The 24,312-nt window shown below is 56.7% G+C and carries 21 protein-coding genes, 1 tRNA gene and 2 pseudogenes; 13 read left to right on the top strand and 11 right to left on the bottom strand.

Annotated elements, in window-relative coordinates; all coding sequences use genetic code 11:
- Window positions 1-16: 16 nt before the first annotated feature.
- Both IPK32_24615 and IPK32_24610 read right to left on the bottom strand, forming a co-directional pair.
- Complete coding sequence (locus tag IPK32_24615; GenBank protein MBK8095063.1) at window positions 17-1,048, bottom strand: hypothetical protein; 1,032 nt, start codon at window positions 1,046-1,048, stop codon at window positions 17-19.
- Between the two features lie 114 nt (window positions 1,049-1,162).
- Window positions 1,163-2,092, bottom strand: a complete 930-nt coding sequence (locus IPK32_24610) for an EF-hand domain-containing protein (protein MBK8095062.1) — start codon at window positions 2,090-2,092, stop codon at window positions 1,163-1,165.
- A gap of 97 nt (window positions 2,093-2,189) precedes the next feature.
- Here IPK32_24610 and IPK32_24605 point away from each other — a divergent pair, with 97 nt between their 5' ends.
- Window positions 2,190-2,507, top strand: a complete 318-nt coding sequence (locus IPK32_24605; GenBank protein MBK8095061.1) for a hypothetical protein — start codon at window positions 2,190-2,192, stop codon at window positions 2,505-2,507.
- Window positions 2,508-2,533: 26 nt separating this feature from the next.
- Here the strand turns inward: IPK32_24605 and IPK32_24600 are convergent, their stop codons facing one another.
- Genes IPK32_24600 through IPK32_24590 form a run of 3 tightly spaced genes read right to left on the bottom strand, consistent with a single transcriptional unit; the run spans window position 2,534 to window position 7,094 of the window.
- Window positions 2,534-4,090 carry a PQQ-like beta-propeller repeat protein gene (locus IPK32_24600; GenBank protein ID MBK8095060.1) on the bottom strand — a complete coding sequence of 519 codons (1,557 nt, stop codon included), beginning with the start codon at window positions 4,088-4,090 and terminating at the stop codon, window positions 2,534-2,536.
- Window positions 4,091-4,147: 57 nt separating this feature from the next.
- A complete protein-coding gene (gene rarD, locus IPK32_24595) occupies window positions 4,148-5,029 on the bottom strand; it encodes an EamA family transporter RarD (protein MBK8095059.1) in 882 nt (293 codons plus the stop codon).
- A 22-nt stretch (window positions 5,030-5,051) separates the two neighbouring features.
- Window positions 5,052-7,094 carry a carbon starvation protein A gene (locus IPK32_24590; protein MBK8095058.1) on the bottom strand — a complete coding sequence of 681 codons (2,043 nt, stop codon included), beginning with the start codon at window positions 7,092-7,094 and terminating at the stop codon, window positions 5,052-5,054.
- Window positions 7,095-7,183: 89 nt separating this feature from the next.
- Here IPK32_24590 and IPK32_24585 point away from each other — a divergent pair, with 89 nt between their 5' ends.
- Together IPK32_24585 and IPK32_24580 are read left to right on the top strand one after the other, a co-directional pair.
- Window positions 7,184-8,254 carry a transposase gene (locus IPK32_24585; GenBank protein ID MBK8095057.1) on the top strand — a complete coding sequence of 357 codons (1,071 nt, stop codon included), beginning with the start codon at window positions 7,184-7,186 and terminating at the stop codon, window positions 8,252-8,254.
- A 93-nt stretch (window positions 8,255-8,347) separates the two neighbouring features.
- Window positions 8,348-9,322 carry a KpsF/GutQ family sugar-phosphate isomerase gene (locus IPK32_24580; GenBank protein ID MBK8095056.1) on the top strand — a complete coding sequence of 325 codons (975 nt, stop codon included), beginning with the start codon at window positions 8,348-8,350 and terminating at the stop codon, window positions 9,320-9,322.
- Window positions 9,323-9,352: 30 nt separating this feature from the next.
- Here the strand turns inward: IPK32_24580 and IPK32_24575 are convergent, their stop codons facing one another.
- Complete coding sequence (locus IPK32_24575) at window positions 9,353-10,204, bottom strand: TraB/GumN family protein (GenBank protein ID MBK8095055.1); 852 nt, start codon at window positions 10,202-10,204, stop codon at window positions 9,353-9,355.
- A gap of 401 nt (window positions 10,205-10,605) precedes the next feature.
- On the opposite strand from IPK32_24575, the gene IPK32_24570 reads away from it, so the two are divergent.
- The 4 genes from IPK32_24570 to IPK32_24555 all read left to right on the top strand — a co-directional run bounded on the left by IPK32_24570 (window position 10,606) and on the right by IPK32_24555 (window position 14,037).
- Window positions 10,606-11,787 (top strand): tyrosine-type recombinase/integrase, encoded by a 1,182-nt coding sequence (locus IPK32_24570; GenBank protein ID MBK8095054.1) that lies wholly within the window; start codon window positions 10,606-10,608, stop codon window positions 11,785-11,787.
- Between the two features lie 376 nt (window positions 11,788-12,163).
- Window positions 12,164-13,093, top strand: a complete 930-nt coding sequence (locus tag IPK32_24565; GenBank protein ID MBK8095053.1) for a hypothetical protein — start codon at window positions 12,164-12,166, stop codon at window positions 13,091-13,093.
- Between the two features lie 171 nt (window positions 13,094-13,264).
- A complete protein-coding gene (locus IPK32_24560; GenBank protein MBK8095052.1) occupies window positions 13,265-13,411 on the top strand; it encodes a hypothetical protein in 147 nt (48 codons plus the stop codon).
- A gap of 290 nt (window positions 13,412-13,701) precedes the next feature.
- Complete coding sequence (locus IPK32_24555; protein ID MBK8095051.1) at window positions 13,702-14,037, top strand: hypothetical protein; 336 nt, start codon at window positions 13,702-13,704, stop codon at window positions 14,035-14,037.
- Between the two features lie 1,015 nt (window positions 14,038-15,052).
- Here IPK32_24555 and IPK32_24550 read toward each other — a convergent pair.
- The 4 genes from IPK32_24550 to IPK32_24535 form a co-directional block, all read right to left on the bottom strand.
- The gene (locus IPK32_24550; protein ID MBK8095050.1) at window positions 15,053-15,304 is read right to left on the bottom strand and encodes a helix-turn-helix domain-containing protein; all 252 of its coding nucleotides are present in this window, start codon (window positions 15,302-15,304) and stop codon (window positions 15,053-15,055) included.
- A gap of 216 nt (window positions 15,305-15,520) precedes the next feature.
- Window positions 15,521-16,324 carry a hypothetical protein gene (locus IPK32_24545; GenBank protein MBK8095049.1) on the bottom strand — a complete coding sequence of 268 codons (804 nt, stop codon included), beginning with the start codon at window positions 16,322-16,324 and terminating at the stop codon, window positions 15,521-15,523.
- Between the two features lie 42 nt (window positions 16,325-16,366).
- Window positions 16,367-16,825 carry a type II toxin-antitoxin system VapC family toxin gene (locus IPK32_24540; GenBank protein MBK8095048.1) on the bottom strand — a complete coding sequence of 153 codons (459 nt, stop codon included), beginning with the start codon at window positions 16,823-16,825 and terminating at the stop codon, window positions 16,367-16,369.
- A complete protein-coding gene (locus IPK32_24535; GenBank protein ID MBK8095047.1) occupies window positions 16,825-17,067 on the bottom strand; it encodes a hypothetical protein in 243 nt (80 codons plus the stop codon). Before IPK32_24535 ends, IPK32_24540 begins: the two co-directional genes overlap by 1 nt.
- A 174-nt stretch (window positions 17,068-17,241) precedes the next feature.
- Here IPK32_24535 and IPK32_24530 point away from each other — a divergent pair.
- The 5 genes from IPK32_24530 (at window position 17,242) to IPK32_24510 (ending at window position 20,752) form a co-directional block, all read left to right on the top strand.
- A tRNA-Arg gene (locus IPK32_24530) sits at window positions 17,242-17,313 on the top strand.
- A gap of 98 nt (window positions 17,314-17,411) precedes the next feature.
- The gene (locus IPK32_24525) at window positions 17,412-18,560 is read left to right on the top strand and encodes a transposase (protein ID MBK8095046.1); all 1,149 of its coding nucleotides are present in this window, start codon (window positions 17,412-17,414) and stop codon (window positions 18,558-18,560) included.
- Window positions 18,542-18,871 (top strand): hypothetical protein, encoded by a 330-nt coding sequence (locus IPK32_24520; GenBank protein MBK8095045.1) that lies wholly within the window; start codon window positions 18,542-18,544, stop codon window positions 18,869-18,871. Before IPK32_24525 ends, IPK32_24520 begins: the two co-directional genes overlap by 19 nt.
- Window positions 18,872-18,983: 112 nt before the next feature.
- The gene (locus IPK32_24515; GenBank protein MBK8095044.1) at window positions 18,984-19,496 is read left to right on the top strand and encodes a HEAT repeat domain-containing protein; all 513 of its coding nucleotides are present in this window, start codon (window positions 18,984-18,986) and stop codon (window positions 19,494-19,496) included.
- A gap of 755 nt (window positions 19,497-20,251) precedes the next feature.
- Window positions 20,252-20,752, top strand: coding sequence for a YcxB family protein (locus IPK32_24510; GenBank protein ID MBK8095043.1), 501 nt, complete (start codon window positions 20,252-20,254; stop codon window positions 20,750-20,752).
- An 826-nt stretch (window positions 20,753-21,578) separates the two neighbouring features.
- On the opposite strand, the pseudogene IPK32_24505 reads toward IPK32_24510, so the two are convergent.
- A pseudogene (locus IPK32_24505) lies at window positions 21,579-23,060 on the bottom strand (DUF1501 domain-containing protein).
- A 229-nt stretch (window positions 23,061-23,289) separates the two neighbouring features.
- Between IPK32_24505 and IPK32_24500 the strand changes: the two are divergent.
- Window positions 23,290-24,312: pseudogene (locus IPK32_24500) on the top strand (Ldh family oxidoreductase).

The raw sequence follows: 24,312 nt of genomic DNA, 5'->3' as shown, positions 1-24,312 counted from the left end.
AAGTTGCACTTGGGCGTCACTTCACACGTTCGAGTTTCAGCAGCGGTGCGGCGCTGGAGGCGAACTGGGCGACGTAGAGGTTCCCCTCAGCATCGACAGCGACGCCATGCGGGTGGATGAAGGTTTTTCCATCGCTGCGCATGGGCTGAAGGACGCCTTTTTCATCATACGTGGCGGGAGGTGCGCCGATATTGGAGATGATGCGCCACTGCGCATCGACGATGGAGATGAAGCCGGGGGCATTTTTGTCCTTGGGCCACTGATCGCCGAGATGAGGCACGATGGCGTTTTTTCCAAAGAGTACGATGTCACGCGGATTCCCACCTGGCATGGTAATGATGTCGATGAGCTGCCCTCCGGGCGTGAAGCGGCGTATCTCTTGCTGATCGCTCATGCCGATGATGATGCGCGGCGTGCCATCGCGGTCATCGAATGCGCCGCCATGGGGTCCCCAGTGCTTCAGGTGATCTCGCTCGGCCCCGAGTGTGCCGCCCCAGGCTCGCTGAAAGCTGCCATCTGCGGTGTAGTGGAGGATGTAGTCCTTTCCGTAGCCATCAAAGGCCGCGAAGGAGCCATCTGGGAAGTGGATGGTCTTGGAGGGACGGTATTCCTTGGCGTCTGCGTGTAGTTTGGCCTCTGCGGGCCAGGGATAGGCAGCGAGTTCTTTGCCATCGAGGGTGAGCTTCCGCACCTCATGGAGCTGCGTATCGGTGATGTAGAGGACTTCGATACCGTCCTGGCGCAGGAGGCTCATGCCGTGGGCTCCTGGCATGCGAGCGGTCCATTGAGCAAGGAGGGCACCGCTCTTGGAGTCGAGGATGATGACGTTATTCCGCGCATCATCGGTGAGGAAGAAAAGTCGGCCCTGGGAGTCGATGGCGCAGGCGTGGCCGTTTTTGATGTGTAGTCCTGCCAGCGCTGAATGTCCCCATCCGGGCACCACACGGTAGCGGAAGGCTCCCTGCCCGAGTATCTCCGCCTCCTGTGCGGCTGCGCGGTGCAGGCTCAGGATGCAAATGAATGCGAAAATGCAGAAAAGGCGGCTCATAACACGGCATCCATGCATCAAGGCACCACGACTGGCATCTGCAAAAAATAGCGGGACGGCTGTGAGGCCGTCCCGCGTGGATACGAATGAGCTGATTCGGATGGTGAGGGCTGATTAGGCTGCGTCCTTCGGCTTGTCGCCACCTTCGGGCTTCGGAGCATCGGGCTTGTCACCGCCTTCACGCTTCGGGGCATCGGGCTTGTCGCCGCCTTCACGCTTCGGGGCATCGGGCTTGTCGCCGCCTTCACGCTTCGGAGCATCAGGCTTGTCGCCGCCTTCGACGGGTGGGCGGCGGAAGCCACCTTCGCCATCACGCGGAGCACCGCCAGGGCCACGATCACCATCTGGACGGCGGAAGCCACCACCAGGGGCCCCGCCTTCACCACCAGGGCGCATGCCGCCACGGCTCATCATTTCGCGGAGCTTGGTCATCGCGGTGACGAATTCTTGTTCGGTAACGCTACCGTTGCCGTCTGCGTCCATGCGCTTGAAGCTCTCTTTGGGATCGCCAAACATGCCACCGGGGCGACCGCCAGTAGGCGGACCACCAGGTCCACGCTCACCATCGGGGCGACCACCTTCTGGGCGGGGACCATCGGGGCGTCCGCCTTCTGGACGCCCACCTTCTGGACGGGCACCACCTTCTGATCCAGGTGGACGGCGGAAGCCGCCTTCACCGCCGCCAGGAGGGCCGCCTTCACCACCAGGGCGACGCATTCCACCCTCACGCATGCGCTGGGTGATCTGACCGAACTCCTGCTGGTCGATGAAGCCGTCGCTATTGGTATCTGCTTTGCCAAAGCGGTCTTCGCTCTCCTTACGGTTCATGGCGGAAAACTCGTCTTTGCTGATCTTGCCGTCTCCATCCGTGTCGGCACGTTTGATGAACTCTGCGAGGCGTCCAGCGGCATCACCGCCTGGGCCACCGGGGCGTGGGCCACCCTCTGGCGGACCTTTGGGGCGCTCGCCCTCCTGTGCATTGACGAACGTGGCGCTGAGGCAGATGAAGCCCAGGCCGCAAATGAATGAGAGAGTCTTTTTCATAATGGATGTCTGTTGGGTTGTGCGCTTTGGCGAGGGGCTGAAACCGCGCCCTCCGCATCCAGTTGCGCGGTGCTGCATAAAAAATCTTCATGCCTGCGTGCTAGCCCTGTATGCGGAGGTGTGCATCATGGTCGCTGTGATGACCTACCGCCTCCTTCCACGCCCTTTGCCGATCTTTTGTGTCATGCTGCTCACGACACTGACTGCCTGCTCACAAAAAAGGTCTCAGGACGACGCTGGCCTGCTCAATCCACGCCTACGGACGCCTCCGAGCACGCAGCAGCGCCTAGATCGTCTCAATGACATCACTGAGCCACACACCGCCGGGATGGAGCAGCGGCTCGAGCGCTCGAACGAGCTGGCTCGGCGTCATTTACGCCCCAGCATGGCGGGTGACGCCACGCCTACGCGGTAAGCGACCCGCCTTCATCTCACACCACATCACTGCGCAGGCCGCAGGTCAAAGCAGACGAGCTTGTCCTTCTGTCGCACGATGAGCTTACCATTGGCGAGCGCAGGCGAGGAGCAGCCTAGGGCATCTGTCTTGGCACGGCCCAGTTGCTCATACGCAGTGGGAGTGGCTTTCACCATGCGGACGTGAGTGCCGTTGTTTTCATAGACGAGCAGTTTGCCATCCGCGAGCAGCGGTGAGGTGATGGTGCTATTGATCTCATTGGCCACCCACTTCTCTGCGCCTGTGATCAAGTCGATGCATTGATGCTTTTCACCGCAGCAGAGATAGACGAGGCCGTCGTGAATGATGGGACTGCCGGTGTAACGGCGTGTGACCCAGAATTTCGACCAAGCAGCCTTCGGCTTGCCATCCGCCTGCATTTGATACGCACGCAGCCCCACTCCCTCTGTGCCGCTGTAGAGCACGAGCCAGTCTCCCTGCGCCACAGGCGTGCTCTGGCTGCCACCTTCCGCAGTCCAAAGCATGTCGCCATTTTCAGGATTCACGCCGTAGAGAGCATTGTTGCCATTGATGACGAGCTGGGGCTTTCCAGAGGCAGGTGTCCACCATGTAGGGCTGGCGGTGTTGCCTTTGGCCTGCTTTTGCTCCCAGAGGAGCTTGCCATCTGTCTTGGAAAAAGCGCATGCGGCACCCGTGGCCATATAGATGCGGTCTCCGACGATCAACGGCGATGCGGCGGGGCCTTTGATCGAGAGCGGCGTGGCCCATAGCAGCTTGCCATCATCTTCGTTCACGCAGATGAGCTCGGTGCTGAGTGCGGCATACACTTTGCCGTCGATCACCGCGCAGGTGCTGGAAGACTGGCGACCGCTGGGTTTTCCAGGCCGGGAGAACTTCCATACCTCCTTACCACTGGCTAAATCGAGACAGAGAACCACGTCCTGAGCGATCTTGACCGTATTCGGCACTGTGGCGATCATCTTTTCCTTCACATCGGTTGGGAAGCCCTCCTTATCCAACCAAGCCTGAAACTCCGCCGCATTGGCAAAGGGCTTATTTTGACGGTCTGACATCTTCGAAAGCCATTCGAGGCCGATGGCGTTCTTTCCAGCCTTGAAGCGGCTAATGACCCAGGAGCCGATGTTGATTTGCTCTTTTTCGTTGAGGTTGTCCTTCACCCATTGATCGGCCCATTCGTCAAATTTTGCGCCACGCAGCTTCGGTAGATTCAGGCGTGTTTCTTCGAGCTTCTTGGCCAGCTCCGGCGTGGTGCCACGGTGATTGAGCTGCTGCATGACCTCGGTGTCGATCTCGCGTGTCTCAGAGGGCACCCGCTCATGCCAGACGACACTGAGGAAGACTCGCTCACCACTGACGACTGGGCTGCCATGGCCACCATACTCATTGCTGGGGATGAATCCGCTCTCCCACACCTTTTTGAGGCCCTCTGTCGGGAAGCTGTCCGCGATAGGCGTGGTATCCTGAGACACGCCATTGCGATCAGGGCCGCGCCACTGATTCCAATCAGCAGCTTGAATAGGGAGAGTTAAAGCGAGCGCGGTGACGAAGAGCGTGGATTTCATACGAGGCGCATCTGAACGGTGCCTAACAGAGCGGCTTTGCAGTTTGTTCGACAAAGTTCATCGCCCTCGCAGCCAGAGGTCTCCACAGAAAAGCACCACTCCAGTCCAGATGAGTGCGAAGGATGCCAACGCGGCCGCAGTGATGGGCTCGTGATAAAGAAAAGCCCCAACCAGGAACTGACCCGTAGGAGCCAAAAACTGCAACACCCCCAGCAGCGCAAAGGGCAACTGCCGCGCTCCATGAGCGAATCCAAGAAGCGGGATCGTCGTGATGACCCCAAGCCCGATGATGAGCAGCAAATCACGCACGGACTGTGTGCCCCAGATGGAGCCCCCAGCCCCATGGCTCCAAAAGAGATACAGCACCGCCAATGGGACGCCCACCACCGTCTCCACACCCAAACCGGGAAGTGAGCCCAGTGGCGAGCGACGCCGCGCCAACCCATAAAGCGCAAAAGTGCCCGCCAACACGAGCCCGATCCATGGGAAGCGCCCCGCCAACGCCATCTGCAAAGCCACCCCACATGCAGCGGCCGCTACACTGAGTTTTTGCAGCCAAGTTAGCCGCTCACCGAGCATGACGGCACCGATGAGCACATTCAGCAGCGGATTGATGAAATAGCCGAGGCTGCACTCCAAAATACGCCCATGCTGCGCCGCCCAGACAAAAACGCCCCAATTGATGGCTAACAAAAAAGCAGACCACGCATGCGCCCGGACCAGCCTCATATCGCGCAGAGACCCCAGAAAGCCGCCCCATTCCCCGCGTAGCATCAAAAGCGGCAGGACGGTGAAGAGTGTCCAGAACACGCGCTGCGCCAGAGCCACATCACTGCCCAGGTGGCTGAGTTGCTTCCAATACACGGGTAACACACCCCAAAGTCCAAAAGCCAACATCGCACTGAGCACGGCATTGGCAGAAACACGGGGCTGATTCATGAAAATCGCCCTTTCATCCAAATCATGCGCCCTCCGGCAGCGCCACGTAGGCATCCTCATGCAGCACGGCTTTCTTGGAGCCGCCGAGGAGCTTCACCCACTCGACGAGGCACCCAAGAAAGATGATGGCGACGGCGCATAGAAAGAAACCCGTCACATACACATCGACCATGAAATTAAACTTCTGCGCAGCCCAATCACCGAGTTGCTTCTCAGTGCCACCCGCAGCGATTTTCGCTGCAAAGTCATTCGCAGCAGCCAAAAAGCCGATTTTTGGATTCGGATCGAAAATTTTGATCCATCCAGCGCTGAACGTCGCACAGAGCAAAAACGCCAAAGGAATGAGCGTGACAGCCATATAACGCGATTTGCCCATTTTGATGAGAATCGTCGTCCCGAGGCTGAAAGCGATCACCGCTAGCAATTGATTCGCAATGCCGAAAATAGGCCACAGCGTATTGATACCGCCGAGCGGGTCGATCACGCCCTGATAAAGAAAATAGCCCCATGCAGTGACAAGCACCGCACTGGCAAAAACGTTTGCCAAAAGGCTCCGCGTATTGCCCAGCGGCTTCCAGATGCCGCCCAGGAAGTCCTGTAGAATGAATCGGCCCACCCGTGTGCCTGCATCAATAGTCGTGAGAATAAACAGGGCCTCAAACATCAGCGCAAAGTGATACCAAAAGCTCATCCAACCGTCCCCAAAGGCTCGCGAGAACATCTGCGCCATCCCCACGGCAAAAGTAGGCGCACCACCCACGCGACCAAACATCGTCTCCTCACCGACATCCTTTGCCAGTTTTGTCATGCCATCCACACTCACTGGGAACCCTGCCGCAGTGATGGTGGCCACGACTTGATCAGGAGCCATCGTCTTGTTAATGCCAGCATTGATGGCGAAGTATTCACCCGGAGGCAACGCAGAAGCGGCCACCAGCGCCATCAGCGCCACGAGCATTTCCGTAACCATCGCGCCGTAGGCCACACTGCGAATATTCGACTCATTATCGAGCATCTTTGGAGTCGTGCCGGATGAAATAAGTGCATGGAAACCCGAGATAGCACCACAGGCGATCGTGATGAAGAGGAATGGGAAAACCGTGCCAGCGACGACGAAACCGGTGCCATCAATGAACTTCGTGATCTTGGGCATTTGCAGCTCAGGAGCCACCCAAATGACGACCAGTGCTAAAACAGCCACCGTGCCGATTTTCATGAACGTGCTCAGATAGTCGCGTGGAGCGAGCAGCATCCATACCGGCAGCACGGAAGCAGCAAAGCCATAGATAGCGATCGCCCAAACCAGCCATTTCCCATCTTGGTTGAACATGTCCTTCAATCCGAGTTCATCGAGGTAGTTTCCGCCCGCAACGCTGGCGATGAGGCCCACAATGCCAAAGATCGTCACCGTCCGCACACTGAGGCCCAACTTCGTATGCCCAAAACCCATGATGAAAGCCAATGGAATAGTCATCGCAATGGTGAAAAGGCTCCACGGACTGCCCACCATCGCCTTTACCACCACTAGGCCCAACACGGCGAGCAGGATCGTCATGATCGCAAGCACGCTTACCATTGCGACGATCCCCACCACGGGATTCACCTCCTCCTTGAGCATCTGGCCCACCGATTTCCCACCGCGACGAATAGAGGCAAACATCACAATGGCATCATGCACGCCGCCCCCTAGAGTAGCCCCGATCAAAATCCACAGCATGCCCGGCAGGTAACCGAACTGAGCCGCCAGCACCGGTCCCACCAGTGGCCCCGGTCCAGCAATCGCCGCGAAGTGATGACCAAAGACCACCCACTTGTTAGTCGGCACATAATCTTTGCCATCCTGATGCGTCACCGCTGGAGGCGCACGATGAGAATCCAGCACCAGCACCTTTGTCATCAGCCACTTGCTGTAAAAGCGATACGCCACCGCGAAAGAACACAAACCCGCAACGACCAACCAAAGAGCATTGATCGTCTCTCCACGGTGCAGGGCTGAAAACGCGACCGAACCGGCCCCGAGCGCGGAGATGGCGATCCAGATGAGAATTTGAAGCGGCTTAGGCATAGAGGGAAGAGGCTAGCGGTCATGCGCAATTGCATCAAGTTGGAATGCGTGCGAACTAATAAAATGTCAGTCCTTTTATTGATTTCCACTTGCGCAAGCACCCCACCCCTCCCACTTTCGATACGATGCGTCAGGCCCGTCTCAAAGCCCCCCGGCATTATGCCTTTGCTTACTACCACTGCGTCTCGCGTGTGGTGGATCGCACGTTTCGGATACATGAAGCCGAAAAAGAGATGTTTGTGGCGCTTATGCGAATGTACGAAACACTCTGCCAGGTGCGCGTGGTGACGTTTTGCGTGCTCTCGAACCACTTCCATGTGCTCGTGGAGGTGCCCAGGAAACCAGATGTGCCACTTTCGCAGGAGGATGTGCTGGGGATCGTGCGAAAGGCATTCGGAAGGAGTGTGGAGTACTCGGTGCGATCTGAGGTGGAGCATCTGCGGAAAATCGGAGCGCATGAGGCGGCGCAGAAGATCATCGACAGTTTCACCGCTCGAATGTGGGACATTTCGGCCTTTATGAAGTCGCTGAAGCAGCGTTTCACGCAGTGGTTCAACAAGCGCCACGATCGTAAGGGCACGATTTGGGAAGAGCGCTACAAGAGTACGCTGGTAGAAGGTGGCGGGCCGCCACTGGCGATGGTGGCAGCGTATGTAGATCTGAATCCAGTGCGGGCGAGGCTAGTGAGCGATCCGAAGGATTACCGATGGTGCGGCTATGCCCAGGCGGTGGCAGGTGTGAAAGCTGCGAGAGCGGGCATCGAGGTGGCGGCACGGGCACAGCTAGGCGAGGTGAGGGCGGAGAGCGGGCTCCTTGAGCACTATCGGCGATTGCTTTTTAACTGGGGGATCACGGTGAAAAGCAATGCAGATGGGACAAAAAAGGGAGCTATCAGCCCAGAGGAGCGGCGAAAGGTGATGGAGTCGGGGGGCACACTGCCGGTGGCCGCGGCTTTACGATGCAAAATGCGCTACTTTACGGATGGAGCGGTGATCGGTGGACGTGAGTTTGTGAATTCCATTTTCAAGACGCAGCGACGAAGATTTGGCCCCAAGCGAATCGATGGTGCTCGAAAGGTGCGTGGATTGGAGACTGTGGATGACGAGCCTGTATTGTATGTTCTGAGAGATCTGCGTGTGGATGTTTTCGGGGAGTCTTGAGCTGAGACGTTGTCCGCGAAAGAGGCGGAGTTCTTCATTTTTAGTTCTGCTACTATTTGAAGCTCCTGCCTGCGGCCCCTACACTGTGCCCCAATGTCCAATTCCATCACCCAGGCCCGCAGGGTCATCCAAATCGAGATCGAGGAGCTTCAGCGCCTTCATGGACGGATCGACGCTGCGTTTGATCGTGCCGTTGAGCTGTTGCAGGCCTGCTATGCAGGGAAGGGCAAGGTCATCGTCTGTGGCGTGGGTAAAAGTGGCAGCATCGGACGTAAACTAGCAGCCACACTTAACAGCACAGGTGCCACCTGCGTTGCGCTGGATGTGGGGGATGCCTTGCATGGTGATCTGGGAGTGATCGATCCAGGAGACCTAGCCATCATGCTCAGTCAGAGTGGCGAGACGTCGGAGCTGCTTGCCCTGCTGCCACATCTCAAACGGCAGAGCATGCCTATCCTGGCTCTGACGGGTGTAAAGGACTCCACTTTGGCGAAAAACGCTGATGTCGTGCTCGATACGCATGTCACGCAGGAGGCTTGTCCGCTCAGGCTGGCCCCCACGTCGAGCACCACGGTGATGCTGGTGCTCTGCGATGCACTGGCGATGGTGCTGCTGGAGGCACGCGGCTTTCAGACGGAGGATTTCGCCAAACTGCATCCCGGTGGGGCTCTGGGCCACGCGTTGCTCACTCGCGTGCGCGATGTGATGCGCAGTGGCTCTCAGTTAGCCGTTGTTACTCCAGAGACGACGGTGCGTGAGGCTCTCCAGGCCATGACGCGTGCCCGCTGTGGAGCAGCGGTCGTCACGCATGCGGACGGGGTGCTGGCGGGAGTATTCACCCACGGGGACTTTGTCCGTGCTTTCCAGAAGGACAATGCCATCGCCGAGCACGCTGTGCGTGAGTTTATGACGGTGAGCCCTGTACAAATCCAGGCAGATAAGCTCGCGGCGGAAGTGGTCTCTACACTCGAGAAAAGCCGTGTGGATGACATCATCGTGGTGGACGCCGACAATCGCCCCGTAGGCATGGTAGATACCCAGGACCTCACACGCCTGCGCATCGTTTAATTTGCCACGTGGGAGATCCTGCGCCGTTTTTTAGAAATCCTTTACCTCGCGGTAGTGCCGCACTTTGTAGCCACGCCTTGCCATGAGTTCGATGAGGCCATTGGGGCCAGCGAGATGGCCTGCGCCGACGAGGATCATGGCCTTTTCTCGTTTTTTGAGCATGAGATCGAGCTTATCCACCCACACGATGTTCCGCGCGGTGAGAAAGAGGTTCACAATGTCGGGATACTTATCGGCTTCAGCAAAGAGCATTTTATAGAGATCATCAAGCCGACCGTAGCGCCACGCTTTGATCATTCTCTCATACTCACGCGCTACCACATCCATTTCGCCCATGGTTTGATCGAGCAGGTCACTTTGCTGCTTCTTGGTAAGCGCAGCAAAAAGCTGGATTTGAAAATCTGCGGTCTCTAGCCCCTCTCCTGGCTTGCCCTCCTCCCGAGCACGTTTTTCAAAGTGGGTATCGACTCCCAGATTCGGTGTGGCACCGAGCGCGGCGTATTCCGTCGCGGTGAGCATGAGGGAGACATACCATGGCCGATAGCGATTGAGGTCAGATGCTTTGAGGCCATGTTTTTTGGCCCAGACATTCACCTTTTCCCAAGTCTGGGGCGAGATGTTCTCATTGAGAGAGGCGTCTGCGCTGTACATGCCGAATTGAGCCATTTTTTTCGGCAATTCGGCACTGGTGCTCTCATCCGGCGGTAATTCATAAACCAGCTTGTCCGAAAACATGTAGGCAGCCTCGTAGGCAGGAGCGAGAGGGTAATCCTGCTCACGCAGGATGTGAATGGTACCACAGAGGAAAAGCCGTCCTCCACTGGGACTATCTACGACCCATACGCAGCCATCGCCTTCACCATCTTGGACGTAATCGGCCATGCCCGAAATACCAGTGGGTCCAGAGCTCTCCCCATCCTTTGTAACGCTGGTCGGCAACTGTCGGCGACAGGAGAGGCCGCCGAGAGAAAGCGCGAGCACGAGCAAGATGGAGCGGAAGACGGGCACGGGAGAGCCATTCAGTGACGCACTCAGGCGCAGATGCAACTCCCTTCTCATCTCTGCGACACATCAGACCGCTGCCCGCATCCTTAGCTTGAATTCACCCCCGGTAACTGCCAAGGAATCTCCACGTCCATGTCTCCGTAGTTCAATGGATAGAACGAGGGTTTCTATCCTCCCCCTCACGGGAAATCATTTCACTGGGGAAAAGACGAAGTTGGACACCTTAAAACGAGGGTGGACATTCTTACTTTTATTCTTACTGTTTTCGGCATCCAATTATGGCCTCACTCTGGAAACACCCAAAATCCCCTTTTTGGACGGCCTGCTTCACCGATGAAACGGGCAAGCAAGTGAAGCGTTCAACCAAGCTAGAGGATCGCCGCTTGGCACTCAAAGCAGCGGAGGCTTTCGAGGAAGCCGCGAGGAAGGCCCGCAGTTGTGAACTCACCCGCGCTGCCGCTGTAAAGACGCTCAATGAACTCATGGAACGGACGCATGGTGAAGGCTTGGACAGTCGTTCCACTCGCCAGCACTTTGCAGACTATCAGGCCAGCTTGGCAGCACGTAGCACGAAGGAAGGCACGCTGAAACGCTACCGCCCCATTTTCGACGGCTTCCTTGCGCATCTTGGCGATGCACGCTCAAACGCCCGCCTTGCCAGTGTTAGCACACAAGAACTCGAAGCCTTCCGCGATGCTGAACTAAAGGCAGGTAAATCACCCGGCACGGCAGATTTCGCCCTGAAAGTGCTCAATGGTGTTTTCGAGGATGCACGCCGGAAGGCCGTCATTCTCCATAATCCCGTTCAAGCCGTGAAGCCGCTGGCAGGTGGATCGAGCGAGGAACGCCGCCCCTTTACCGATGCGCAGGTTTCCGCGCTGGTGTCCGTGGCGGATGTGGAGTGGCAGGGAATGATCCTGTTGGCCTTCCATACCGGCATTCGATTGAATGATGCCGCGAACCTCACCCGCGCCAATCTGGACGGTAAACTTCTGCGCTTCCGTGAGGCAAAGACCGCACACCGCAAGCAACGCGCTAGCGAGCGTGAAACCGTGGTCGTGATGGCAAAGGATTTGGTGGACTACTTCAAAAGCCAGCCCATCCCCATGAAAAAGGACGCGCCGCTTTTCCCGTCGCTTCATGGGCGGACAACGGGCAGCGCTGGCGGTTTGTCGAATACGTTCACCCGAATGCTGGAAAAGGCCGGTATTGACCGCGAGCAAGGCAAAGCACGAAAGGGCAAGGGACGCCGTTTCAGCGCCCTCAGCTTCCATTCCCTTCGCCACACGATGATTTCCCGACTGGCGAACTCCGACGCTCCAGAAGCCGTCACAAAGGCCATGAGTGGACATTCCACCGATGAAGCTCACCGCCGCTATGTGCATCTCGATACGGAAGCACAATCCCGCGTCGTGGCGAAAGCTCCGCGCCTTTGGCAACGGGCAAGTGTGGCCGCTTGATTTTCATCCCCTGCCTATCGCCTGCCCAATCCGGCACCTGAAAGCTACCGCCTTAAAAACCGATTGCCCGGCCTAGTGTACCTATTACTCTTCATTCGATCAGCCTACACACTGATCCGGGTCTAGTAAGCCCGCTCAAAGCGTCTCGGTGTGGACGCAAAACGACACCTCCAACGCCGCTAAAACGGCCTGGGGGACGGCAGTGTATGTCCAACCTCACGGTTCATCCCCTGGGGTAAAGACTGCCGTGGTCGGTCTTTGAGCGGCTTTACTACCCCCAGACCACCTGGGGGGAGATTCGGAAAAGTACGGAGGCTTTTTGAAGCATCAAACTCCTATGAAAACACGATACCTCCGAAACTTATTCTTGGCATTCATGATTCTGCATCTGCCCTTTTTTGCTCATGCCGAATGGCGAATTGGTTCATCCGTCGATTCGATGACGGACAAGCAAACAAAAATGGCGACGACGACAAACAGCACTGGCCATCGTCTTTCGATTTATCGCAGCCCCAGTGGCGCTGTATATGGACTTTTCTCTTTACCCGAAACCAACGCTGAAATTCTCGATTCGCGGCTACCTATGTACCGGGTCGATAAACTGGAAGTTGTGGACATGGATAGCGCTAAGTCGGCGGCATCCATTGTTGAGAGAAGCGGGGGCGGGCGGCTATTTGTGAGCAAACCCAAGTGGCTAAATTTTCTCGTTTACCACGGAGAGGGTGAGCCCAAAACGGGGCATTTGCGTGACATCATGGATGGGAAGGCTATGATTATTAGATATTGGCTTTTAAGCGGGGGGCACCGCGAAACGACCTTTGATTTAATTGGAGCAAAGCAGGCCATCGCGGCTGCATTATCGAAAGATGATATAAGCTTATCGCCTCCCATTAAAGCGGCAGCGACTCCATCGGCAGTGTCACAAGGAACCTCAAAGACGGCGTTGGAAGTCTCCAACATCATGGTCAAGAGGGTAAAGGTTCCTGGGACTTTCTTTGGTGAGAATATCGTTTTTCGTTATTTCTTCTTGGTGGAGAACAAGAGTAAGGTGCCATTTACCGGCCAAGTAAGGATTCAACTAATCAACAAGACTACCGGCACAAATGGTACTGCTGAGGGAACATTCAAATGTGAAATTGTGGGAGAGGGCGCTGCAAACAGCTACTTTGACGCTTCCACAGGGCCGGAACGCTTCCACGGCGAATATAGCATCGTGGGCTATCTCTATGAAGTAAAAGTCGGGGAAGACGTAGTAGCCAAGGGAAAGTTCGCGCTAACCGACCGTTTTGAAGATACCACGAAGTAGTGACCCCCTGCATAAATTTGATCTTTCTCCGGCCATTGTCACCGCAGACTTGATATAACCACAGCTTTTCAGCCCCCCTCCTGTCATTATCTTTGCGTAAATCGCCCATTTTTCAATGATTTCACGGTGAGTACTGATTTGTCCTGACCGCGATTTTCACCGCCTCCGACCATGAAAATCACCAAAGCCGAACTCCGCATGGATCAAGGATGGGAACGGCTTTTTGTCACAATCGACGGCCAAGAATACCTTTTGCCAGTCGCAAAACCGATCTTCCTAGCCCAAGGCATGACACAAGCGCCGGAAGCATGGCCATGAAATCCAGCGCCGCGAAATCTTTGTTGAACTTGGAGACGAGGAAGCCGACACAGAAGACGCGCAAGGGATCACAGACCCGGTGCTTGTGGGGATCGCAATTCGGGCGGCCTTTCAAAGGGCAAGCGGCCAACTCGGAGAGATTGCAATTCCGACGGAATCGGAGGCATTCGCTGAAATCCAGCGAATACGCAAATACCACAGAGATTGAGGGCACCTTTTGATGGCTTCGCTCCGCCGGAATCGACAAATGGCCCGATGGCCGCGTGAAGATGCAATCCAAGGATAATCCCATGATAACAAAAGAACAGCTTTCCAAACTCACACGCGACGGGGCCGCACTCTACGGACTCGCCTCTACGCTTGTAGTCGCCCGCGTTGGCGTTACATCGAAAAGCCGAATCTGGCTCCAAATCGGGGAATCGCTGCTCTTGTTGCCAGCTCTCAAAGACTGGACAGAAGATGGTTGTGGCATCGCTGCCACAGGACAGAACGGCGAGAGGCTGTACATTGTTGCCCCTCAAGATGCCGACGATTTGCGGCACGGCGAAGTGCTTGAGTCCATCGGCGAGGGCCGCGCCATCATGACAGAGGAGGTTTGCTTGAGCTTACTCGGAGACGAGGCGTAGGGGTCACTTTCTGCCGCCTCACAGTGAGGAAATTGACGGTCATGACAGATTTGTCATGACCGTTGCATGGCGGCAGAATAATTGTATGTAATCTGGGATTTTTTGCCCGTTTGAGATTCGTAAGGCCGTGGATACTTAGCGAAACAGAGCCGTTACAAATGCATGATCTGCGCCATAGGCTACGCCCCCAGCGAGTCCGGCAAACTGGACACTCCGAGCGTCCATCCTCCCCCTCTTTTTCCGGGGGTTGTGCGGATTGGTGGTAGCCCCCAGTTTTCCGAGGCTCCTTGTGAATCTCCCTCTCATTTTCCGAGCTATACTGTGAGGCACATTTTTCCCCCTGTTTTTCCGAGGGGCGCAAACGCCTGTGGAAGCCTACGTCCCATACGGGATTAAAGCACAACCAGGGCCATGCGCCTTTGACTGTGATTCCACCTTTGTCGCGCGTTTTGAGGAGGTACGAAGCGATCTTGTCTGGCTCTACATCCGGGTTCCAAAGATAGGCGTCATCTGGCATTGGTTCGCCAAAGTCTTTGAGCCACTTTTTCTGCAATCGTGCTCTCCAAGCATGTTCTATGTCGGCATCGTGTTCGATGCCGAGAGCAATGTGCTGATGCCTTCCAGGCCCCTCCCAGACTGAGCGTGCTGGTATCTTTTTCTCTTTGCAGAACCCGCGCATGCAGTCGTTGAAGCTCTTGAGTTGATCTGTTGTGGCCTTGGCAGGGTAACAGACGGTTACGCCAGTCTTGATGAAAGGGCGGAGCGAGTTAAAGCGGGTATGGTTTGATCTTCGCTTATGCTCTGTCCATCCGGGCCGGTCTTTGCGCCCTCCCCCTTGGCGGAGATTGCGCGGACGAGGGGGAACGATGCGCTCTATAATGGCACCGACGGCGGATGCTGGATGAAGTGTGTAGTCCACGCGGAGGGCGGTTTCTGCGCATCCTTGTGCCAGCCTGCATGGAGCCGCCTGCTTGAGGCAATTCCCTTGCCGCTGTCTCCAAGAAAGCGGCGGGTTTTACTGGAGGTTGCCGCTTCCTTTCTCGGGATGGCTGGAGATGAAACGATCAAGTTCCTCCCGGTCAATGAGGCGGCATCCTCCCACGCGGTACGAGCGGATGTTTCCCGCTCCCATTTCCTGATAGAGGCTACTGCGGCTCAAACCGCAATAGTCAGCGGCGGCATCGGGGCGCAGCCAGCGAGGTTGGAGGCAAATGGTGGAAACCGATTTGGCATCGGCTACGGCTTGGTCTTTTTCGTGTTTCAACATAAGGCCGTATGATTCCATACCGACCTCTCACGCTTGGCTGTTGCTCATGTCACGCTATGCGGAAGTGAAAACGGATTTTGTCACGCTGCCGTGCCCTTATCGTCCGCCATTGTCATGCTCTTGGGTGTCACGTATCACGCTTTTGCTTTGTGAGCGGCGATCCCCTGCCACGCTAACGGCCCTCAAGAAGCGCAAAACGTCCATGCAAATACTATTTCATTCAAGCGTGCCTTTTTCCAGTACCGCCATGCATTCAGCCACCGCCTTTTCAGTGGCGTTTGGGAATCCATGCTGCTTTAGCCTTTCACAGAGTCCATCTTTTAGACTGGGAGTGCCTAATGCATTGATGAGAGTGCGCAGGAGTTCGTCAATGCGGGAACGAGTGATTCGTTTTGGCTTCGGAAATTGATTGGTGGAAGTTAGGCTGATGAGTTGGCTGTTATCCATCACCCATCTCACATAGTCATTGACGCATCGTATCAAGAGCGTGCTTTCACGGCTCTCTGTGGCATTCTTACCTCCTTTGCTCCGAGCTGGTTTGCGAGCTATCCTTGCTGCTTTTTTCGCCTCTTGCTCGGCAAGCTCTTGAGCCTCCCAAGCCGCAATAGCCGGTCTAATTTTGTCTTGATGTTTCGGAAGCATTTCATCGTAATAAACGCTCAATAATGGGCCGACGACTGGATGAATGCGGCGAACTCCATCCGGCAGCTTGCCCACTTTGGTATCCACCATTGCCCAAACAGCACCCATCGTGTGACTGTCCCAAGTTTGCACCATTTCCACACGGATTCGCCATGCTTCATTCTTTCCGTCCTGAATCACTTGCAGCGCTTCACTCGCGGAAACTGCGGGGCGCATGCGGCTGACAATGGCATCGGCATCGGGCAAAGTCAGATACTCATAGAACGCTCTTTCTGCCGCTACTTTGCTTGCTTGGGGTATTGCGGCGCAATCGCCGGCGAGGGGTGGTGATGGCGCAGATTCAACCTTTTTCTCAATACTTTTTTTCTTCGCGGACATGGTCAGAAAATGGAGTCGATTGTGCAATTACCTGGTGATGCGTCAAGCCAGTGAGGGCAGCACATTCAGCCCCTCTGCCGCCGCGACTTCACGCTGCAACCCGTCAAAGCTCAGAAATACCGCAGCCTCCCATTTCAAGGCCGTAGCGATGTGTAGCAGGTCAAAGGAACGAGCGCCGCGCTTCATCGTGTGTCGTTCGCTCAGTCGATCCACTTCTACCGCTATCTCTGTCCAGTCCGCACCGGCTTCGATGACCACGCCGGATTCCAGATCGTTCTCGAATTGCGCCAGCATGGACATTGCTTCCGTCTCCAGATAGCCTTTCTTCGGATCACGAGAGCGCAGGTACACCTGGAAGCGCACCGCCTGCCTGAATTCGTAGGCAAGTAAGGGAGAGATAACGATTGGACCACCTATGGCCTCCAAGGTGGCAATGGCACGCTCCGAATTCGCCTGTTGGCGATAGAGAGCACACAGAAAGGAAGTGTCTGCGCAGTGCATTAGCCGTGGCAGTGTTCAAGTTCTGCCTCGCGCATCGCCTTCACTTCCGCATCGCTGAAAACCCGGCTGCCCCATGTCTTCCGCAGTCGGGCGCGGAAATCAGGGAGAGGGACGCTTTGCGGCTTGGGTGTGGTTGGGAGGAAGACTCCCAGCTTCTCGCCCTTGTTGAAGACAATAACTGGCTCGCCTGTCGAAAACAGGCCGAAGAAAGGCGCAGAGGGATCAAGGACTAGGGTGGACACGGCTGCATGATTGTAACCGCCCCTCTCGCCACATGCAATACGCACCTCTCCCTTCTACTGGACAGAAAAGACAGCCTGGGATAACCATGAAAACGAGTGGACGTATTCTTACTTTCATTCTTACTTTGAGGTTTTACGACGCCTAAAAACGCTGGAAGCCTTGATTTTACAAGCGTCTCCGTAGTTCAATGGATAGAACGAGGGTTTCCTAAACTCTAAATACAGGTTCGATTCCTGTCGGGGATACGCTTCTTACCTTTTAGACCCAATGCCGCTAAGCAAAAAAAGCGAAGAGGGGCGAAAAGAGTGCTGTACAACTGAGTAGCTGAGTCAACTAGCGGTAGATGGTAAAGCCATCCAGCCCACCGCGATACGAACATCATCTCTCTGCACGCATCCGCAAAAAACTCGGCGTCGAGCAGTTGCCCGAGGAACTGCGGGCAGAACCAACGCACCAAGGGCCGCGACGCAAACTTCTCGGTTGGCAACTCATCGCCGGCATGGTCGCCCAAAGTCTGCACGCTTGCGGCAGCCTGCAGCAGATCATCGGTCGTTATTTTGCTGTGCGCATCGGCTCCGCGGCGCTAAGCCAGCGTCGTTTGAAGATATCCACCCAAGCTTTCGATGCCTGCATGCGCCACTCCCTGGTGCCGCTAGCCTGTGAGCAGCGGCATCCAGCGTGTTTTTTCGCCGGGCTGCGCTTGGTCGGCATCGACGGTGGGCAGTGGAACCTGCTTAACACCGTGCAGATCAACGCCCAAGTGCCCAAAAGCCGCAGTCGTCGTGCGCAGGCAGCCTTTGCCAAGCTCTCCATGAGCACGCTGGTCGAGCCTGGCACCCATGCACCGCTGGCCGTATCGATGTCACTGGGTGCGCTCAATGAGAAATCGCTGGCCGATCCGCTGCTCGCCGCGCTACCAGCTCGCAGCCTGCTCATCGCCGACCGCGATTACGGGCAGGCTCCGATGCTCAAAGAACTGCAAAAACATTCGCAGCGCACGCAGAGTCACTTTTGGTCCGAGGTGCGGCAAAAGCTCTCCGTGCGAGTGCAAAGCGTGCATGCCGATGGCAGTGCGGAGGTGGTGGTGAGTCTGCGCGAGCGTGAGAGCCCATGCGCAGACTCGTCAACAACAGCTCCGTCCAAAGCTGACGAGAAGCAGACACCCGAGGCGAACAAAGCGCGGGGCCGCCCGCGCAAACATCCGCCGATGCGCCAGAGCGAGTTGCCAGTGCGCGAGATCGTGGGGCGAGTGCGCAACGCCGCTGGAGAGTGGGTGAAGGTGCGGCTGTGGACGAGCCTGAGCGTGCAGCAGGGCAGTGCGCGTGAGTTGTTGGCGTTGTATGCGAAGCGCTGGGAACAGGAAGTCTTTACAAAGAACTCAAGCTCGTGCTTCACGGAGGGCATTTGCTCAGCGCACAACGCACCGAGACAGCACAGCAAGAACTCGCCGCGCTCCTCATCGCCAGCTCACTGGTGGCTGAGGAGCGACTAGCCTGCGCACAGAGCAGTGAGGATGAAGAAGTCCGGCAGGCAGGAGCGCTGCGCATCAGCATGAGCCACTGTTTGGAGCACACCGTAGCGCTGCTACTGGTGCTGGAGGCAGCGCAGGGCCTCATGGACGAGGCGGCACAAGGAGTGCTGGTGCGCCGAGTGCGAGAGCAAATCGCCCAAGCCGCGTTGCCAGCGCGACGAAGACGTAGTTGCCAGCGCAAGGTGCGACAGCCCGTGAGCAAATGGCCACGCCTGCTCTCGACCTCTTCTCTCCAAGCCAGCGACGATCTCATCATCGACCCTTTTGCTTAGCGGCATTGGGTCTAGTAACGGCTCGAAGGCTATCTGTCGTGTCAGCAACGTCTTGCGCTCGCCGTCGCCTGATCCGAGTCGTTGATATGGCTAACCAACAAAGTCCACCGCCATGCCCCCTAAACAGATAGCCGTGATTATTGTCAGTCTGGCGCTCATCTTCTGGATCATTCCGTCCAGCTCATTTCTTTCTGGACTTACCGAAAACATGGCCCCCGGAGTTGTTCCGGCGCACCGCTGGGCAGCGAACCTTGATTCCCCCGATAAAGACTTAGTGCGAGAGAGCCTGTCATTCCTCACCACGCGAGCTGATCCAGTTGCCGTTGATCGAGCGATACTGCTTTTGAAGCATCCAGACGACTACGTCTGGTTGAACGCTGCCTACTACATTGGTGCGTGCAAGCGGCAGGAAGCTACACCTTACCTCATCAAGGCTCTTCGTCACACAGCCCGGAAGTCATTAGACGAGAACGTGTCTCGGCTGGAGTCGATCACTGGGAAGCACTTCGGACGCGATTTCGAGGCGTGGAGAAGTTGGTGGCAGAATGGCCATCCGAACGAAGTAATCGCATGGGACACCGGTCTCGGTTTTGCGCCGAACTGGAAAGTTGAGAAAAAGTTATGAAACCAACAAGGTCAAACAAAACGGATACAGGCCTCGAAGGCTGTCTTTCGTGCCCGCAACGTCTTGCGCTCGCCGTGGCCTGATCCGAAGCCTCGCCCAATTAACAAGCGTCTTTCGCGACCATGATCTTCCTAGCTCAGAGAGGTGACCCGATGCCATTATGGTTCCCGTTTTTCTTTGTCGGGATGTGGCTGTTTATCAGTTACAAGGTTGCACAGAGTGGATGGAGAGCCTTTGCCGAGCGTCACGGCGGCAGCGTTGGTCGCCCTAAGGGGCCTTCATTCGGATCTCCTCATACTAGGTTTAACGGGTCTTGGCACGCAAACTACAGCAATGTCGTTCGTGTTGTTCCAAGCACTGAAGGACTTTGGTTTTACGCTATGATACTCTTTAGAGCCTTCCATCCGCCATTTTTCGTGCCGTGGAGCCTGGTCACACATGTGGAGTCCCTGTCCACTTGGTCTTTGGGAGGTTACAGAGTTCATATTCAGTCAGAAGCCGGATCTATAGCGGTGAGGCTGCGATGGACGTTTAGAGATGCATTGCTTCAGTTTCGGCCCGATCTGCTCCGACCAAGTAACACGCCCACTATCAGTCAGTTGCCCTAGACATGAGCTTCCACCATAAACCAACCAAGGAAGGCGAAACAAAACGGATGCATGCAACGACTCGAAGGCTATCTGTTGTGTCAGCAACGGCTTGCGCTCTCCGTCGCCTGATCCGAAGCGTCTCGCCCAACCCAACAAGCCACCGAAATGCCGCACGAGTTTGAGGTCACAGTTGATTCGTCCATGATGAAGGCCGCTTGGCACGCTTGGTTTTTCCGGGGACAGCGCATCTGGACTCTGCTGGTAGCCGCTGGGCTCGTTCTGGTCAGTGCCTACTTTGACTCTCGCTCGGGAGGTCTTGGCACTATTTCGATCATCGGACTGACAGTGCTTGGATTGGCGGCTCTTATCTTTGTTACCAGCTACATGATCGGGCTGCGTCGCTCGCTCTCCAAGCTCGATATGATCACAGACGGCAGAGCTGCATACCGCCTGACCGACGAGACCATCGAGGCACGGAGTTCGCTTGGTTCCGTTTCACTCGCATGGACAGCCATTGCCGAGCTGCGGAGATACAGAGACCTAGTTTTGCTCGGTTTCCAAGGTGCCATGTATTCCATTGTTCCAGCCTCGCAGATTCCAGACGCATCCCTCGCCTTCATGGTGGAGAGGTGCAGGGCCGCAGGGGCTAAGATTACCGACCGATGAATCCAGCAGACAGAACCACAGGGCAACCCAAGGGCGAACAAAACGGATCTAGTAACGGCTCGAAGGCTGTCTGTCGTGTCAGCAACGTCTTGCGCTCGCCGTCGCCTGATCCGAAGCGCTCACCTCTCAGCGCCATGCGTCTCTCAGCAGCATTGATTGTCCTATTCGTTTGCTTTGTGAGCGCATGTAGCCGGAATAATAGCTCTATGGACGACATCCCAGCAGCCAACAAGTCAGATGGTCGAGGTCTCTTCCTTTCATGGAAGCACCCCAACTCACATCGTACAGCGATTCTTGAGGAGATGGATGGCATGGTTTGGCTTTATCTATCTCAGCCCGAAAGCACCAAGCCTGCGAGAGACTGCCCAGCCTCCGTGTATATCGAAGGATGTCGCTTCGGATCGAGCACTAATTGAGCATCCAGCCTCCACAGACTTCTCTACTGTCTGGAGCCTTGATGGTGAGTCCGTTGGATTGCGGCATAGGGGCGAGATCATCAGCATGATTGTCGCAGGACAACAGCGAGGCCATTCGAGAGCACTCAGGATCACCAGTCCGCTTGGACTGCCATTCGACGACATTTTGGCCACATCCACCTTCACGAGTAGTCCGCCACAGCGATGAACCGCCATACTGAACCACCAACGGCGAAATCGGGTGGAGGTGACAGGATTGGGCCTGTCAAACCTCCCTCACCATCCGGCCAGGCAGATCACTAAGCTTTGATTTCCATTCCACCTCGGCTCCGTGATGCAGTTTGATCCAGATCGTTGCCTCCTTCGTGGGCTGTGCCTTCAGGCTTTGCTAAAAGTCACGGTGGCTGCGCTTAGGCGATCCATGGCTTGATGACTTTTCCGGCGACGTCGGTGAGGCGGAAGTCGCGGCCTTGGAAGCGGTGGGTGAGGCGTAGGTGATCAAAGCCGAACTGATGGAGTAGGGTGGCGTGGAAGTCGTGCAGATCGACGGGGTCGCGGGCGATGCTCCAGCCGATTTCGTCGGTTTCGCCGTAGATTTGGCCGCCTTTGATGCCGCCGCCTGCGGCGAGCATGGTGAAGGCAAAGGGGTGGTGGTCGCGGCCTGTGGCGTTGGGATTGCCGCCGCGGTTTTCGCCCAGTGGAGTGCGGCCAAATTCACTGCCCCAGATGATCATGGTGTCATCGAGCATGCCGCGTTGCTTGAGGTCTTTGATGAGTGCGGCGATGGGCTGATCGGCCATACCGGCGTTGAAGGCGAGTTCATTGTCGAGGCCGCTGTGGTGATCCCAACTGGCGTGCATGATGCTGGACAAAGCGCACGCCGCGCTCGACGAGGCGACGTGCGAGCAGGCAGTTGGTGGCAAAGGGATTGGTACTGGCCGGGGCCGCCGCCGCGTGGCTTTGATCTTGGCGTCTGGACGATTGACGCCGTACATTTCGAGGGTTTTGGCGTCTTCGCCTTTGAGGTCGATCAGCTCCGGGGCGGAGGCCTGCATGCGGAAGGCGAGCTCATACGCGGCGATGCGGCTGGCGATCTCTGGATCGCGGATTTGGTCGTAGCGGCTCTGGTTGAGCTCCATGAGGGTATCCAGGCCCTTGCGCTGGAGGTTCATGGGGATGCCGGGCGGGTTTTTCAGGTTCAGGACGGGCTCGCCCTGATTGCGAAACAAGACGCCTGCATAGGTGCTGGGTAGGAAGCCGCTCTGCCAGAGGGATGCGCCGCCGCTGGTGCCGCGTCCGCTGTTGAGCACGACGTAGCCGGGCAGATTCCGCGACATGCTGCCGAGGCCGTAGTTGAGCCACGATCCGACGGTGGGTAGGCCGAACTGGGCGCGGCCGCAGTGCAGCACGAGCTGGCCGGGATGGTGATTGAACTGGTCCGTGTGCAGGCTGCGGATCATGAGCCAGTCATCGGCTTGTTTGGCCATGTGAGGCAGTAGGTCGCTGAAATCCATGCCGCATTGGCCGTGCTTGGTGAATTTCCGCGGGCTGCCCATGAGTTTGGCGGTTTCTTTGCGGATGAAAGCAAAGCGCACATTCTTGGTCATGCTGTCGGGCAGGCTCTGACCGTTGAGTTCATTGAGTTTTGGTTTCGGGTCAAAGAGATCGACTTGGCTGGGGCCGCCCTCAAAGAAGATGAAGATGCAGTTCTTTGCTTTGGCCGGGAAATGGGGTGCTTTGGGCAGTAGGGGATCGGCTCCAGCGGCGGTTTCAGCGCTGAGGAGGCCTTCTTGAGTCAGGAGCGAGCCGAGGGCGAGTGCTCCGAGGCCGCTGGCCGTCGTGTTGAAGAACTCGCGGCGTGTTTGCTGGATCTGGTGCTCGACAGGATGCATGGGGTGAGTGCCCGGTTCTCGGGGATCTTGGGTTGCGTGTGTGTGAATAAAACGAATTTCAGGGCAGGGGACTTGCTTGGAGGCGGGACTCTGGGGGATGAAATGAGCTTGCCCCCGGCTCCGCCTGCGCAAACCGGGTGCCGCGTTCTCCATCTTCCCGCACTTTTCCCATGCCGACTACCTATCACATCATCCCGCCGCAGTTCATAATGATCTCGTCCGTGCTGCTATCAGCACCGTGGCTTCTATCGACCGCAGAGGCGGAGGATGCGGCCCGTTTTTGTGGAAGGCCAGTGCTCATGGCATCCGCACGCATAATGCCATCAAGGCGCTGCATCTCGATCATCTCTTTGGCAGTGCCAGGGTGGCTGCAAGCCGGGTGCGGAGAGGTGAAGGTGATCGACAAGAAATTTCTCTGCCAGTGAGGTCTGGGATGGCAATCTGACTCGGTCAGAGTGTGGCCTTCCGCGCCGTTTTGGAGCGCTGCATGGAGCTAGCGGACAAATACGGCATCGGTCAAGTCCATGTGGACAATGCCTTCCACTACCCCTCTGGGGCGGCGGCTACGCGTGATGGATGCGGCGAAGAAGGGCTACATCGCCCTACACAACTGCACCTCCACCCTCGGTGAGAGGTGGTGCCCTGGTGGTAAATTCCCGTGCTGGGCACCATCCCACTCCTAAATGTCCTACCCACGCAGGATGCCTGCGGCTTCCGATCTGTGATCGACTGGGCTACATCCACCGTGGCTATGGGCCAGCGTGCGGCAGCTGAAGCGTGTGGGCAAGCCTCTCCCGCTGGTGCTGCCGTCGATAAAAACGCACAACCCACCACCGATGCCAATGAAGCTGCGTGGTTGCTGCCTTTGGTGCGCATAAAGGCTACGGCCTGCTCTGCTCATCGAGGTGATGGGTGGCATGATCGGCGGTGGACTGCCACGCTGCGTGGTGGCGGTGCGCATCTCGACATCAAGTCCGTGTTTTCCTGCGGGTGAAAAGCGCACGAGCAGCTTTACTTCCAGGTCATTCATCCAGATGCGATCAGCAGTGGCCTCTTTGCCAATGGTCGTGGCTTCAAAGAGAATGTGAAGGCCGTCATCGACGACATCCTCGGTCACGGAATGAGTCCTGCATGCTCCCCTGGTCAGCCAGAGGCGCAACGCCGCACACCGCCAAAGCCGGTGGCTTGCTCTTCTCCACCGCTGAGGTCGAGGCGTTAATGAACCTGCCACCGAGTGTGGCTTCGCGAAATT

Source organism: Verrucomicrobiaceae bacterium, from assembly GCA_016713035.1.
In the GTDB taxonomy this organism is placed as follows: domain Bacteria; phylum Verrucomicrobiota; class Verrucomicrobiia; order Verrucomicrobiales; family Verrucomicrobiaceae; genus Prosthecobacter.
This window is presented reverse-complemented; position numbering and strand designations above follow the sequence as displayed.

Bases quoted from the DNA above. Each gene is read 5' to 3' on its own strand.
- IPK32_24615 (MBK8095063.1), bottom strand. From the start codon at position 1,048: ATGAGCCGCCTTTTCTGCATTTTCGCATTCATTTGCATCCTGAGCCTG.
- IPK32_24610 (MBK8095062.1), bottom strand. From the start codon at position 2,092: ATGAAAAAGACTCTCTCATTCATTTGCGGCCTGGGCTTCATCTGCCTC.
- IPK32_24600 (MBK8095060.1), bottom strand. From the start codon at position 4,090: ATGAAATCCACGCTCTTCGTCACCGCGCTCGCTTTAACTCTCCCTATT.
- rarD (MBK8095059.1), bottom strand. From the start codon at position 5,029: ATGAATCAGCCCCGTGTTTCTGCCAATGCCGTGCTCAGTGCGATGTTG.
- IPK32_24590 (MBK8095058.1), bottom strand. From the start codon at position 7,094: ATGCCTAAGCCGCTTCAAATTCTCATCTGGATCGCCATCTCCGCGCTC.
- IPK32_24580 (MBK8095056.1), top strand. From the start codon at position 8,348: ATGTCCAATTCCATCACCCAGGCCCGCAGGGTCATCCAAATCGAGATC.
- IPK32_24575 (MBK8095055.1), bottom strand. From the start codon at position 10,204: ATGGCCGATTACGTCCAAGATGGTGAAGGCGATGGCTGCGTATGGGTC.
- IPK32_24570 (MBK8095054.1), top strand. From the start codon at position 10,606: ATGGCCTCACTCTGGAAACACCCAAAATCCCCTTTTTGGACGGCCTGC.
- IPK32_24565 (MBK8095053.1), top strand. From the start codon at position 12,164: ATGATTCTGCATCTGCCCTTTTTTGCTCATGCCGAATGGCGAATTGGT.
- IPK32_24560 (MBK8095052.1), top strand. From the start codon at position 13,265: ATGAAAATCACCAAAGCCGAACTCCGCATGGATCAAGGATGGGAACGG.
- IPK32_24555 (MBK8095051.1), top strand. From the start codon at position 13,702: ATGATAACAAAAGAACAGCTTTCCAAACTCACACGCGACGGGGCCGCA.
- IPK32_24550 (MBK8095050.1), bottom strand. From the start codon at position 15,304: ATGTTGAAACACGAAAAAGACCAAGCCGTAGCCGATGCCAAATCGGTT.
- IPK32_24545 (MBK8095049.1), bottom strand. From the start codon at position 16,324: ATGTCCGCGAAGAAAAAAAGTATTGAGAAAAAGGTTGAATCTGCGCCA.
- IPK32_24540 (MBK8095048.1), bottom strand. From the start codon at position 16,825: ATGCACTGCGCAGACACTTCCTTTCTGTGTGCTCTCTATCGCCAACAG.
- IPK32_24525 (MBK8095046.1), top strand. From the start codon at position 17,412: ATGGTAAAGCCATCCAGCCCACCGCGATACGAACATCATCTCTCTGCA.
- IPK32_24515 (MBK8095044.1), top strand. From the start codon at position 18,984: ATGCCCCCTAAACAGATAGCCGTGATTATTGTCAGTCTGGCGCTCATC.
- IPK32_24510 (MBK8095043.1), top strand. From the start codon at position 20,252: ATGCCGCACGAGTTTGAGGTCACAGTTGATTCGTCCATGATGAAGGCC.